Source organism: Thalassolituus sp. (genome assembly GCF_984348125.1).
The window spans coordinates 26898-41496 of the sequence record NZ_CFHJLR010000020.1 but is presented as its reverse complement, the minus strand read 5'-3'; the positions used below and the strand labels follow the sequence as shown (position 1 = coordinate 41496).

At 52.3% G+C, this 14599-nt stretch carries 8 protein-coding genes; all 8 read left to right on the top strand.

Features of this window, described 5'->3' with window-relative positions:
* The first annotated feature begins 1 nt into the window (after window position 1).
* Complete coding sequence (locus AC5E51_RS13345) at window positions 2-2101, top strand: type IV pilus secretin PilQ (RefSeq protein ID WP_068438927.1); 2100 nt, start codon at window positions 2-4, stop codon at window positions 2099-2101.
* Window positions 2098-2616 carry a shikimate kinase AroK gene (aroK, locus tag AC5E51_RS13340; RefSeq protein WP_245820122.1) on the top strand — a complete coding sequence of 173 codons (519 nt, stop codon included), beginning with the start codon at window positions 2098-2100 and terminating at the stop codon, window positions 2614-2616. The genes AC5E51_RS13345 and aroK overlap by 4 nt, the downstream gene beginning before the upstream one ends.
* Window positions 2616-3701 (top strand): 3-dehydroquinate synthase, encoded by a 1086-nt coding sequence (gene aroB, locus AC5E51_RS13335; protein WP_068438931.1) that lies wholly within the window; start codon window positions 2616-2618, stop codon window positions 3699-3701. The genes aroK and aroB overlap by 1 nt, the downstream gene beginning before the upstream one ends.
* A gap of 20 nt (window positions 3702-3721) precedes the next feature.
* Window positions 3722-5218: an SPOR domain-containing protein gene (locus tag AC5E51_RS13330; RefSeq protein ID WP_068438933.1), complete on the top strand. Its 1497-nt coding sequence runs from the start codon at window positions 3722-3724 to the stop codon at window positions 5216-5218.
* Between the two features lie 175 nt (window positions 5219-5393).
* Window positions 5394-9845, top strand: a complete 4452-nt coding sequence (gltB, locus tag AC5E51_RS13325; RefSeq protein ID WP_301387908.1) for a glutamate synthase large subunit — start codon at window positions 5394-5396, stop codon at window positions 9843-9845.
* Window positions 9846-9875: 30 nt separating this feature from the next.
* Window positions 9876-11294 carry an FAD-dependent oxidoreductase gene (locus AC5E51_RS13320; protein WP_488046434.1) on the top strand — a complete coding sequence of 473 codons (1419 nt, stop codon included), beginning with the start codon at window positions 9876-9878 and terminating at the stop codon, window positions 11292-11294.
* Window positions 11295-11483: 189 nt separating this feature from the next.
* On the top strand, window positions 11484-13376 hold the full coding sequence (locus AC5E51_RS13315; protein WP_301376575.1) for a hypothetical protein: 1893 nt from the start codon (window positions 11484-11486) through the stop codon (window positions 13374-13376).
* Window positions 13377-13463: 87 nt separating this feature from the next.
* Window positions 13464-14528, top strand: a complete 1065-nt coding sequence (gene hemE, locus AC5E51_RS13310; protein WP_491221861.1) for a uroporphyrinogen decarboxylase — start codon at window positions 13464-13466, stop codon at window positions 14526-14528.
* The last annotated feature ends 71 nt before the right edge of the window (window positions 14529-14599 follow it).

Here is a 14599-nt window from a genome sequence, read left to right as displayed (position 1 = left end):
TATGAAAATCATGAACAACATTAGCACCCTTGCCCGCGCTTTTGTGTGTGTGACTGCAATCTGGTCGGTTGAGGCTGTTTCGGCCACTCTGACCGACCTTAATTTTTCCACTGCCCCGGGTGATGTTACTCAGTTGGAGCTGGTATTTGACTCTGCACCACCAGAAGTCAGCGGCTACACCATTGAAAAACCAGCGCGGATTGCTTTGGATTTACCAGGTGTTGATAGCGCGCTTACTACTAAGCGACACAATATTGGTAACGGTAATGCGCGAAGCGCTACTGTAGTAGAGGCAAAAGACCGTTCCCGGCTAGTGATCAACCTGAATCAGCTGGTTGGCTATACCACCACAGTGCAAGGTAATCGTCTCTTTGTCCGTATCGGTGAGGCTGATGTGAATGAAGAGTTCGCAGGTAATCAGCAAACGACTCTAACAGGAGAGGTTGTTCAGCCTGGTTCCGAAGTTAAGGTTGTAAACGTTGATTTTCGCCGTGGTAATCAGGGCGAAGGTCAGGTTCAGATTACTTTGAGTGATGATAGCGCCTCGGCAAATATCCGCCGAGAGGGTGCAAAAATCATCGCTGATATCGAGGGAGCATCACTGCCAGACGCCTTAAGTCGTCGCCTTGATGTCACCGACTTCGCTACGCCTGTGAAATATGTAGACACGACGGCTACCGCTGGTCGCGCGCGAATCGTTATCGAGCCTGTTTCTTCTGAGTTTGAGTACCTGGCGTATCAAACTGATAAGTTACTCTCAATTAATGTTTCTGAGCCACCGGCTGATGAAGAGGCGGTGGCTGAGAAGCAATTTCCTTTCACTGGTGAGAAACTGTCCCTGAACTTCCAGGATATTGAAGTGCGTGCGGTGCTTCAGTTGATTGCAGACTTCACCGGCCTCAACCTCGTCGCTTCAGATTCAGTCGGCGGCAACATTACACTGCGCCTGCAGAATGTGCCTTGGGACCAAGCGCTGGACCTTGTGTTGAAAACCAAGGGGCTTGGCCAGCGTCAGATGGGGTCGGTATTGCTCATCGCGCCTGCTGAAGAGATCGCAGCCCGTGAAAAAGTTGAACTCGAAGCTGTGCGCCAGGTTGAAGAGCTTGCCCCTCTAGTTACAGAGTATATGCAGCTCAAATATGCGAAAGCATCAGATCTTGCTGAGCTCCTGACATCTGAGCAGGGCTTGCTGTCTGAGCGTGGCACTGCGGTGGTTGACGGTCGTACCAACACGCTGTTGATGAAAGATACCGCTAAGAATCTTGAGAAAGTTCGTGAAGCTCTTCAAATGCTCGATGTGCCAGTGCGGCAGGTGTTAATTGAAGCCCGCATCGTGGTTGCCAGTACAAGTGTCGGTGAGGAATTAGGTGTGCAGTGGGGTGGCGCTGGTTTCCAGAATAATGGCGATAACTGGACTACCTTCGGGGGCAGCAAGACTACTCTGCGTGAAGGCAATCAGATTTTGTTTGACCGGGCGACTACCGGTTCATCAACTCAAACCATTGATCTTGAGGCTTCGGATGTTGTCGATTTCGGTGTTGAGGATGCTGCAGCATCGACCTTTGCTATTGGTTACCAGACCGCTGATTTCCTATTGGATCTGGAGCTATCTGCTATTGAAACTGAAGGGCGCGCAGAAATTGTCTCTCAGCCTCGCGTAATCACTGCTGATGGCCAGACTGCATCCATTGAGTCGGGTACTGAGATTCCTTATCTGCAGGCAAGCTCAAGTGGTGCTGCGAACGTAGCGTTTAAGTCAGCGGTACTGCGTCTTGAGGTTACTCCTCAGATTACGCCGGATGATCGTATTATCATGGATCTGGTGATTAATCAGGATTCCGTTGGAGAGTTGACTACCGCTGGTCCTGCTATTGATACCAATGCAGTTGAGACTCAGGTGCTGGTTGAAAACGGTGAGACCATTGTGCTTGGCGGTATTTTCCGCTCAGAGGAAATTCGCCAGGTATCTAAAACGCCATTCTTTGGTGATCTGCCATTAATCGGAGCTCTGTTCCGTCGTACTAGTGAGCAGGAAGAGAAGAGTGAGCTTCTCGTATTTATCACTCCTCGACTGGTTAAGGAAACGCTCTCAGCACGTTGAAGATGACACAGTCTGTATTTCTTATTGGGCCGATGGGTGCTGGAAAAAGCACCATCGGCCGTCTGCTTTCTCAGGAACTTAAATACGAGTTCTTTGACTCAGATAAAGTAATAGAGGAACGTTGCGGCGCCGATATCCCCTGGATCTTTGATAAAGAAGGTGAGGCGGGCTTTCGCGAACGTGAAGAGTCTGTCATAGATGAACTGACTCAGCAGAAGGGGATCGTACTATCTACGGGTGGTGGCGCTGTGTTACGAAGTGAGAATCGCCAGCACCTCGCCTCGAGAGGAACGGTCATCTATCTGTGTACTTCTGTGGATCAGCAGCTGGCCAGAACGGCTCGAGACCGTAACCGCCCGTTACTCCAGACGGCCGACCCTGAGGCAGTATTGCGCAAGCTTTTTGCGGAGCGCGATCCGTTGTATCGCTCTGTCGCCGATATCATTATTGAAACGGATCAGCGCAATCCAAGATGGGTAATTCAGGAACTCAAAAAACGTTTAAAAGGTGAATAATGCAGACCCTTACCGTAGATCTTGGCGATCGTAGTTATCCAATTTACATCGGCCCTGGCCTTCTGCGGAACAAAGAGCTGTACTCTCCCCACATTAAAGGGCGGCAGGTGCTTATTGTCACCAATGAAACGGTCGCTCCAATCTATCTCGATGATGTGAAGTCGGCGCTGACCGATTATCAGGTCGACACCGTCATTCTGCCGGACGGTGAAAAATACAAAGATCTCGATACCTTGAATATGATCTTTGATGAGCTCCTCGACAGACGCCATAACAGAACGACTACTCTTGTTGCGTTGGGTGGAGGCGTTATCGGCGATATGACGGGTTTCGCTGCGGCCACTTATCAACGCGGTGTTAATTTTATTCAGGTACCCACGACGCTGCTTTCACAGGTTGATTCGTCAGTAGGCGGTAAGACAGCGGTCAATCACCCTTTGGGCAAGAATATGATCGGTGCTTTCCATCAGCCGCAGGCTGTGATTGCCGATACCGGCACGTTGGAAACTCTGCCGCTTCGTGAAATGGCAGCAGGGATGGCAGAGGTGATCAAATATGGCTTGATCTCTGACTCTGAGTTTTATCTCTGGCTACAGGACAATGTAGCAGGCCTGATGTCGGGGGATGATGAATCACTTGCTGAAGCTATATATCGTTCCTGTGAAAACAAAGCGGATGTCGTTGCTCAGGATGAGCGCGAGGGCGGAATTCGCGCGACACTGAATCTGGGGCACACGTTTGGCCATGCCATAGAAGCGCATCAGGGCTACGGAAAGTGGTTGCATGGTGAGGCGGTCGGTGCGGGTATGATGATGGCAGCTGATCTGAGCAAAAGACTGGGTTACCTGACTGAAAAGGACGAACACGATCTTTTACGTTTGCTGCAGGCGGCGCACCTGCCAGTGAAAGGGCCAAAGGACATGTCTTGTGATGACTACATCAGTCGTATGGCGGTGGATAAAAAAGTTCTTGATGGCGCGCTGAGGCTGGTCTTGCTTAAGGGGATTGGACAGGCCTATATTACCTCAGACGTTCCACGAGACCTGCTTGAAGAGACTCTGATGGCTTATGGCGCAACTCGCTGAATATAACAACTGGGGGAGTTATGGAAACGGATTTTGATCTGGACCTTTCAGGTGTGAATGTGGCGCCCAGTTCCGCCGGTAACGAGGCATTTTCTATGCACAGCCTTCTTGATTCTCAGAAACGTCATGTCGAGCTCCTATCCCACCTGGCGTCCTACAGCGAGCTGCTGGTTGCGGTCACCGGCTTCGAGGGGGCTGGAAAGTCCTTTATTGCCAATAACCTGGCAGCGCAAAGAGAGGCTCCTGATGAAACCTTGTTATTAACAGCAAGCGTCATGTTGGGGATGCCTGGGATACTTTCTTCAATCGCTGCTCATTGGGATATGCCGGCTATTCATGAAGATGGTGCTCAAGCACGTGAGGCCATCCGTAACGAGGCAATAGACAGAAGCCAAGCCGGTGGCAACCTGTTACTGATTATTGATCAGGCGGATCAGTTAGATGCTGAGACGCTGAATGATATCGCTCATTTTGCGTTGTTAGCGCCTCAGGCGATATCTGTGATTCTGTTCGGTGCACCAGGCTATGAAACTCACTTCAGAAATTCGCCGGCTCAGGCTCCTGTCCATGTATTGGCGGTCGAACCTTTAACCGATTCTGAAATCGCCGCTTTGATGGCCAGTGTTTTCGGTGATGGTGAGGTCTGTCCGTTCGGTGATAAGGAATTGGCAGACATTATGATGGACTCCGGGTGCTTGCCTGGTCCTGCACTACGTCAGGGTGAACGGATACTTTCTTCCTCGACGCGCCCAGCGGCGACGGCATCAGCGGCTGGCTTTCCCCTCCGCAATATCCTTGCTATTGCTGGTGTAGTTACTGCTATCGCAATGGTATTCATTTATCAGTGGGGAGCTTCCTCGCAGGATGATGAACTGTCGCCCGAGATTCAGGCTCAGTTGGATTCCGTTAAGGACTTTAATTACCCCGGCTCTGACGTTGGTCATCAGGCTGAGGCAGGGAACAGCGAAGGGGTAACGCTTGCCGACAGAGTCGTCGTGGAAGCCACGGATGGAGAGGAGGCAGGTGCTGTAAATGAAGAGACGCCGAGCGCCGACTCAGGTAGCGAAATCGTCAAAGCAAATACAGAAAGTTCTTCTGAAATAGATGCAGTCTCGATGACTGAAGGCGCTGGCTCAGGCACTCCGGCTGTGAGAGCTGAAGCAGCTCAGCCTCAGGCGGCACAAGTAGAAGCCATAACTGCTCAACCAAAGACTCCGTCTTACACTCCTGACGAACAAGCCTTGTTGGCCCCTGAGTCAGGGTATATCGTGCAACTACTGGGGTCGCACAGCTCCACGGGTGCTGAAACCTTTCGCGATCAGTGGCAGAGTCAGGTCACCGGGACTTTGTATCGATACCAGACAACCTACAAAGGTAAGGACTGGTTTGTGGTGGTGTCGGGTGTCTACTCCAGCCGTGCGGAAGCGAGAGCAGCGGTAAATGCAATGCCATCCTCGCTGCGTAAACAGTCACCTTGGGTTCGTCCTGTGGGAGATGTACAGAAGGTTATCCGGTAAGTCCTGAGCCTGTTTATCCCGGGGGTGTCAATCCGGGCCTTTCCTCTGTTCATTTGTGGCAACCGCCTCAGATGTGTAGAATGAGCGTCCTTTTGTCTCAAGGCTGCTTATTTCTTGATCGCTTTTCGATTGTAAGCCCTTGATATTTAAACGATTTATTGGTGAGAGCTGTTCTATGAGAACTGGTCTGTATACTCCAGGCGAATTTAAGGATAACTGCGGCTTCGGTCTGCTTGCCCATCTTGAAGGTGAGCCAAGCCACAAACTGCTGCAGACATCTATTGAGTCCCTGACCTGCATGACACACCGTGGCGGTATCGCTGCGGACGGTAAAACCGGCGATGGCTGCGGTCTGCTGATTCAGAAACCAGACTCATTCCTGCGTGCCGTCGCTCAGGAACAAGGCATTGAGCTGCCTGAGCAGTATGCTGTGGGCATGCTGTTTATGGATCTGGACGATGCTGTTTACGAAGAACAGAAAGCGGCTGTTGAAGCGGCTGTTTCAGGCCAGGGCCTTAAGGTTCTGGGCTGGCGCACAGTGCCAACCAGCAATGACTGCCTCGGTCCTATGGCCATTGACTGCCTGCCACGCTTTGAGCAGATCTTCATTGCGCCAGCCGAAACGCTGGACGATACCGACCTGTCGGTAAAACTGTTTTATGCCCGTCGCTTTGCTGAAAAAGCGCTGGAGCAGTACCCTGATTTCTATATCGCCAGCTTCTCTGATCGCGTACTGTCGTACAAAGGTCTGATGATGCCGGTCGATCTGCCGAACTTCTATCTGGACCTCGGCGACGAGCGTCTGGAAACCGCTATCTGTGTTTTCCATCAGCGCTTCTCGACCAACACCATGCCGCGCTGGCCTCTGGCTCAGCCATTCCGCATGTTGGCGCACAACGGTGAGATCAACACCATTCGTGGTAACCGCAACTGGGCGAATGCCCGTGCGAGCAAGTTCGCCAGTGAGCTGCTGCCAAACCTCGAAGACATCTCTCCAGTCGTGAATACCACCGGTTCAGACTCTTCCTCCATGGATAACATGCTGGAACTGCTGGCGACTGGCGGTATGAATGTATTCCGTGCGATCCGTATGATGATTCCGCCAGCATGGCAGAATGTTGAAACTATGGATCCTGATCTGCGTGCCTTCTACGAGTACAACTCCATGCACATGGAGCCGTGGGACGGTCCTGCAGGTCTGGTAATTACAGACGGCCGCTACGCGGTATGTGGTCTGGACCGTAATGGTCTGCGTCCATCCCGTTGGGTAATCACCAAAGATAACTTTATTACTGTTGCGTCAGAAGTGGGCGTATACAACTACAAGCCTGAAGATGTTGTAGCGAAAGGCCGCGTAGGCCCAGGTGACATTCTGGCGATCGATACCAAAGAAGGTAAGCTGCTGCGTACCGACGATATCGATACCATGATGAAAACCTCTCAGCCATACAAGCAGTGGCTGAAAGAAAATGCGCTGCGCATCGAAAGCCGCCTGCATCTCGAGAAAGTCGACGGTCAGGAAGCTCTGTCAGGCGATGCATTGAACACTCATCAGAAACTGCACCTTGTAACGCGTGAAGAGCGTGATCAGGTTCTGCGCCCTATGGCCGAAGACGGTCAGGAAGCAACTGGTTCAATGGGTGACGATACCCCAATGGCGGTGCTGTCTCAGCGTGTTCGTCACGTGGCTGATTACTTCCGTCAGATGTTTGCTCAGGTAACCAATCCACCGATCGACCCGCTGCGTGAGTCTATCGTGATGTCGCTGGAAACCTGTATCGGTGCAGAGAAAAACGTATTCGAAGAGACGCCAGACCACGCTAACCGCGTAATCCTGACTTCTCCAGTACTGTCACCACTGAAATTTGTTGGTCTGAAAGATACCGGTCGTGATGAATTCCGTCACGTGACTCTGTCGATGGCTTACGACTCAGCGCTGTCTCTGAAAGACGCGATTGTTGCGCTGGCAGACAAAGCTGAAGCGGCGATCCGTAACGGTGACGTGATCCTGATCCTGAGCGACCGTGAAGTGGCTGAAGGTCAATCTCTGATCCCCGCGCCAATGGCAACCGGTGCCGTTCACCACCGCCTGAGCCAGAAAGGCCTGCGTACCAACGGTAACATCGTGGTTGAAACCGGTTCTGCCCGTGACCCGCATCACTTTGCTGTGCTGCTGGGCTTTGGTGCGACCGCTGTTTACCCATGGCTGGCGTACGACATTCTCACCGACCTGCACCGCAGCGGTGAAGTACTGGGCGACCCACTGAAATCTCAGGCGAACTACCGCAAGGCGATCCGCAAGGGCCTTCTGAAAGTCATGTCGAAGATGGGTATCTCCACCATCACCTCATACCGTGGGTCGCAGCTGTTTGAAGCGATCGGCCTGAGCAGAGATATTGTTGATCTGTGCTTCTGTGGCGTAACCAGTCGTATCGAAGGCGCGAGCTTCACTGACTTTGAAGAAGACCTGATGGTCATCAACAACGTTGCCTGGAAGCCGCGTAAGCAGATCGAACAGGGTGGCCTGCTGAAGTACGTTCACGGTGGCGAATATCACGCCTACAACCCAGACGTAGTGAAGAACATTCAGGAAGCCGTTCAGACCAACTCTCAGGCGGCCTATGATCGTTTCGCCGAGCTGGTGAACACGCGCCCGATGGCTACCATTCGCGACATGCTGACCTTCCGCAAAGATATCAAGTCGATTGATATCTCAGAAGTTGAGCCGGCTGAGAAGATCTTCCCTCGCTTTGATACGGCGGCTATGTCTCTGGGTGCTCTGTCACCAGAAGCGCATGAAGCTCTGGCGATGGCAATGAACGAGCTGGGTGGTCGCTCTAACTCGGGTGAAGGCGGCGAAGACCCTCTGCGTTACGGCACTACGCGTAACTCTAAAATTAAGCAGATCGCTTCCGGTCGTTTCGGTGTCACCCCGCACTACCTGTCCAGCGCTGAAGTGCTGCAGATTAAGGTAGCTCAGGGTGCTAAGCCGGGCGAAGGTGGCCAGCTGCCAGGTGGTAAAGTTAACCAGCTGATCGCGACTTTGCGTTACTCAGTACCAGGCGTGACTCTGATTTCTCCACCGCCGCATCACGATATTTATTCGATCGAAGATCTGGCGCAGCTGATCTACGACCTGAAACAGGTGAACCCAACCGCACTGGTATCGGTGAAACTGGTATCAGAACCGGGTGTCGGCACGATCGCGGCGGGTGTGGCTAAGGCCTACGCTGACCTGATCACCATCTCTGGTTACGACGGTGGTACCGCAGCGTCTCCGCTGACGTCCATTAAATACGCGGGCTCTCCATGGGAACTGGGCTTGTCCGAAGCGCATCAGGCGCTGCGTGGCAATGACCTGCGTGGTAACGTACGCGTTCAGACCGACGGTGGTCTGAAGTCGGGTCTCGACGTGGTGAAAGCGGCGATTCTGGGGGCCGAATCCTTCGGTTTCGGTACGCTGCCAATGGTTGCTGTGGGTTGTAAATACCTGCGTATCTGTCACCTGAACAACTGTGCGACTGGTGTTGCGACGCAGAACGATGATCTGCGTGAGAAGCACTACATCGGTACCAAAGACATGGTCGTGAACTACTTCCGCTTCGTGGCTGAAGAGGTTCGTGGCTGGATGGCGAAAGTCGGTGTTCGCACGATGGAAGAGCTGGTAGGTCGTACGGACCTGTTGGAAGTTCTGGAAGGTAACACCGAAAAGCAACGTCACCTTGACCTGTCACCGCTGTTTGGTAGTGATCTGATTCCGGCTGATAAGCCACACACGGTGAAAGTTGAGCGCAACAAGCCTTATGACGAAGGTCTGTTGGCTGAGCGTATGGTTGAAGAGACCCTGTCTGCGATTGAGAACAAAGCTGGCGGTGAATTCAGCTTCCACATCACCAACTGTGACCGTTCTGTCGGTGCTCGCCTGTCCGGTGAGATCGCCAAGCGTCACGGTAACCAGGGCATGGCTGACGCGCCAATCCGCCTGAACCTGACCGGTATTGCCGGCCAGTCGTTCGGTGTCTGGAACGCCGGCGGTCTGGAAATGGTGCTGGAAGGTGATGCTAACGACTACGTCGGTAAGGGCATGACTGGCGGTAAGCTGGTGATCCGTCCGCCTCAAGGTTCTACCTTCAAGACCAACGAAACCTCGATCGTAGGTAACACCTGTCTGTACGGTGCGACCGGCGGTAAGCTGCTGGCGGCAGGCCGCGCGGGTGAGCGTTTCGGTGTGCGTAACTCCGGTGTTCACGCTGTAGTTGAAGGTGCAGGTGACCACTGCTGTGAATACATGACCGGCGGTATGATCTGCGTACTGGGCGAAACTGGCTATAACTTCGGCGCGGGTATGACAGGCGGCTTCGCTTACGTACTCGACCGTGACAACACCTTTGTTGATAAGTACAACCACGAGCTGGTGGATATCCACCGTATCAGCAATGAAGAGACCGAAGCACACCGCAACCACCTGCGTAGTGTTATTCGTGAATTCGTGGAAGAAACCGGAAGCGAATGGGGTCAGCAGATTCTGAATGACTTCGATGGCTTCATCGGTAAATTCTGGCTGGTTAAGCCGAAAGCGGCTGACTTACAACAACTGCTGAACAGTACCCGTGCTCGTCCTGAGTAATTGGTCCGGGACGAGAGAGAGAGGTTCGAGATGACACAACGTCTGAACAATAATTTCCAGTTTGTGGATGTGGGCCGTCAGGACCCATCCAAAAAAGCGATCGACGTTCGTAAGGCGCAGTTCGTTGAAATTTACGAGCCCTTCCAGCAGGAAGAGGTGACCGACCAGGCACACCGTTGTCTGGCCTGTGGTAACCCTTACTGTGAGTGGAAGTGCCCGGTGCACAACTACATCCCTAACTGGCTGAAACTGGCCAGTGAAGGCAACATCATGGAAGCCGTTGAGCTGAGCCATGCGACCAATACGCTGCCAGAGGTATGTGGCCGTGTATGCCCACAGGATCGTCTGTGCGAAGGTTCATGTACTCTGAACGACGGCTTTGGTGCGGTGACCATCGGTAATGTTGAGAAATACATCACAGATACCGCCTTCGCGATGGGCTGGCGCCCGGATATGTCGGATGTGAAGCCAACGGGTAAGCGCGTTGCGATTATCGGTGCAGGCCCTGCGGGTCTGGGTGCTGCTGACATTCTGGTGCGCAACGGTGTTACTCCGGTTGTCTTCGATAAGTACCCGGAAATCGGTGGTCTGCTGACCTTCGGTATTCCAGAGTTCAAACTCGAGAAGAGCGTGATGTCGAACCGTCGCGAAGTATTCGAAGGCATGGGCGTTGAGTTCCGCCTGAGCACAGAAGTCGGTAAAGACATTGAGTTTCAGGCGATTGTTGATGAGTTCGACGCCGTATTCCTGGGCATGGGTACCTACAACTACATGAAGGGTGGCTTCCCGGGTGAAGATCTGCCGGGCGTTCATGACGCACTGGACTTCCTGATCTCTAACGTGAACCGTAACCTCGGCTTCGAAAAAGATGCTGCAGACTTCGTCAGCATGAAGGGTAAGAAAGTGGTTGTTCTGGGTGGTGGTGACACCGCGATGGACTGTAACCGTACTTCTATCCGTCAGGGTGCAGATACTGTGACCTGTGCTTATCGTCGTGACGAAGAAAACATGCCGGGTTCTAAGCGCGAAGTGGTAAACGCGCGCGAAGAAGGCGTTAACTTCCTGTTCAACCGTCAGCCTGTTGCCATCGTTGGTGAAGATAAGGTTGAAGGCGTGAAGGTTGTAACCACCAAGATGGGTGAGCCAGACGAGAACGGTCGTCGTCGTCCTGAAGTGGTTGAAGGTTCTGAAGAGATCCTGCCAGCAGATGCGGTACTGGTGGCCTTTGGTTTCCGTCCAAGCCCTGCGCCGTGGTTTAAAGATTTTGGTATCGAACTCAACAGCTGGGACGGTGTGGTTGCACCGGAAGAGCAGGAGTTCAAACACCAGACATCTAACCCGAAAGTATTCGCCGGTGGCGATATGGTTCGCGGTTCAGACCTGGTTGTTACTGCAATCTATGAAGGTCGTCAGGCTGCAGAAGGCATTCTGGATTATCTGGATGTCTAAGATAAGCGTCTGACTCGGTGAGAGTACGACATTGCCGTCGGACGTGACCGACTGCGCCAGAAAGCGCGACTTCGGTCGCGTTTTCTTTTTTTGCGCTAGAGCTGAGGCTTCAAGCAAGGTATTCTTGGACGATTGTGATAAACGGGCCTGCGAAAGGCACAAATAATTATATTCAGGGAGGGGTCACCTATGCGTTTGCCCGCTTACTTAGCTACTTTATTTTTCGCTTCAGTGCTTACAGCATGTGGGGGCGGTGGTGATCCGGTTGCTAGTGGTGGTAACGACTCCAGCGACGGAGGCACTGGTAGCACAGATACTGACGATGTAACGACATCATCGTCTATTGATACCCCTTCGATCGGTAGTGGAACTGGTAATGCGTATGAAGAGGGGGTGTTGAATATCAACACGGCCTCACTGTCTGCCGGAGGGAGTACACAAATCACAGCGACTATTGTCGATACCGGTAACGGTGGCAAGAAGATCGTCTCACAGGAATACACAGTAATCTTTAACTCCAGTTGTGCGTCAGATGGACGTGCAGGTTTCAGTAAAGAGGATACGACCACCTCAAGTGGCGAAGTGACCGTTACCTACACCGCAACGGGTTGCTCAGGCGAAGATTTTGTTACTTTCAGTCTTTACGAGGCAGGTAATACTGCGGAGCGCCTCGCAGTGGCGTCCGGAACAATCACAGTGGCACCTGCAGAAGTTGGTGAGTTGGTTTTTGTCGATTATTCGAGCCCCGCGGTATCCATCAGTACTATCGGCAATAATGTGCTCCCTAAAACTTCAACGGTCACATTTAACGTGTCGGATACCTCTGGTAATCCGATTGCCAACAAATCAGTAGATTTTCGTATCGCGCCGAGCACTGGGGATGTTTCCCTCGCTCTCGATTCGTCTGTGACTAATGAGCAAGGTAACGTCAGTGTTGTGGTGCGCGCCGGCACTACTCACACTATCTTTTCTGTAATAGCAACAACCTTGGGCACAGATGGTTCCACTGAAATCAGCACCAGTTCATTGCCAATGTCTGTGACCACAGGTATTCCTGATCAGGATAGCTTCTCCATCGCGGCAGATATATTGAACCCCGGCGCATACGACTTTCTCGGAGCAGAGGTTGTTGTGACCGTCTCCGTTGCTGACCAATTTCAGAACCCGGTGGCTGATGGAACCGTCGTCAATTTCAACGCTGAAAGCGGCAATATCGAGTCTTTTTGCCTGACTGAAGGTGGTTTCTGCTCAGTGATCTGGACATCGGGTGGTGACTACCGTCCAGGAATGGAGTCGGATGCTGCGTTCGATGATCGCAATTTTGTCAACGAGAGCAATGTCAGTGCGGGTACCTCAGCGTTTGGTATCACGACCATCACCGCGTACACCCAGGGGGAAGGTGGTTACACCGACAGTAATAACAACAACCGTTTCGACGTCGGAGAGGGTTTCGAAAGTTGGCCTGAGGCGATGAGGGATGATGACCTTCTGAATGTTTATCTCACTGGGGACACAGTGGATATGGACGAGGATGGCAATGGTCCGGTTGAATTTTTTGCAGACTATGACTTCGACGGTGTGCGAGATGCGGCTCCGTCAACCTACCAGGGTGCACTTTGTAGCGATGCAGCTCGTGCACTTGGGCATTGTGCTAGCCTGATGCATGTCAGAGATTCACTGGTCCTTTCTCAGTCGAGGCAAGATACGGTGGCATATGAACTCTATACAAGAGTAGGTGATGCCTTTACTCCATTTAATGGTGATCTTGATGCTGATCTTGATGGCGATCCTACGACATTTGATTCCGGCGCTTTTTGGGTGCTTGTGACTGATGGAAACGGAGCAATCCCTGCGTCCGGAACAACCTTCTCCGTTTCTGGCTCTGGTTATAAGGTGGGTGGTACAAGTGGCGATGTCAGTAATTCTGTTGGTTTGCTGCCTACTTCTTATACTGGTTTGTCATCGAGTTTTGGTCAGTTGTATTTGGTTACTTACACACCAGAGGATTCCCCCGAGGAAGTTTCATTCACAATAGTTTCCGCTCAAGGCGGCAGCACTCTAAAGGTTACGCTAGTGCCTTGATCGCAGAATAGACTCATGTAACCCGGCCTCGCGCCGGGTTTTTTGTTATTATCCCTCACCGAAATTTTGATTACCTGCGGAAGTTTTATGTCTGAGCTGAAGAATGATCGTTTCCTGCGTGCCTTACTGCGAGAGCCTGTCGATCGCACTCCTATATGGATGATGCGTCAGGCCGGACGCTATTTACCAGAATACAAGGCGACGCGCGCTCAGGCCGGCGACTTTATGTCTCTGTGCAAGAACGCTGAGCTGGCGTGTGAAGTGACGATTCAGCCGCTGGAGCGCTTTCCGCTCGATGCCGCGATTCTGTTTTCAGATATCCTGACTATCCCGGATGCTATGGGTCTTGGTCTCTACTTCGAGACCGGTGAAGGGCCACGCTTTAAAAAGGTCGTTCGTACCGAGCAGGATGTTGCTGACCTTCCGATTGCTAATACCGAAGCGGATCTGGATTACGTGTTGAAGGCGGTCTCGACCATTCGCAGCGAGCTGAATGGCCGTGTGCCTTTGATCGGCTTCTCGGGTAGCCCATGGACGCTGGCGACTTACATGGTTGAAGGCGGTTCATCTAAGGACTTCCGTCACGTTAAGGCCATGATGTATGACACGCCAGAGATTATGCACGAGCTGCTGAATAAGCTGGCGCTGTCGGTGATTGACTATCTCAATGGTCAGATCAAAGCCGGTGCTCAGGCAGTTCAGATTTTTGATACCTGGGGTGGCAGCCTGAGTGATGTTGCTTACCGCGAGTTCTCTCTTAAGTACATGAAGCAGATTGTTGATGGCCTCATTCGTGAACACGACGGTCAGAAGATTCCAGTCATCCTGTTCACTAAAGGTGGCGGTCAGTGGCTTGAGTTGATGGCGGATACAGGTGCCGATGCTCTGGGACTCGACTGGACGACGGACATTGGCAATGCGCGCGGTCGTGTCGGTGATCGGGTTGCCTTGCAGGGGAATATGGATCCATCGGTTCTTTATGCATCGCCAGCGACTATTCGCGCAGAAGTGAAGCGTATTCTCGATAGCTACGGCCAGGGTTCTGGGCACGTATTCAACCTTGGGCATGGGATTCATCAGTTCGTTGACCCCGAGCATGCGAAGGCCTTTGTTGAAGCTGTTGTTGAGCTGAGTCCTCAGTATCACGGCTGAAACCGCGAAGATACAAAGCCCTGTCACTCGGGGTTTTTTATCGTCTATAGTTAGTGACTCGAGCTGACAAT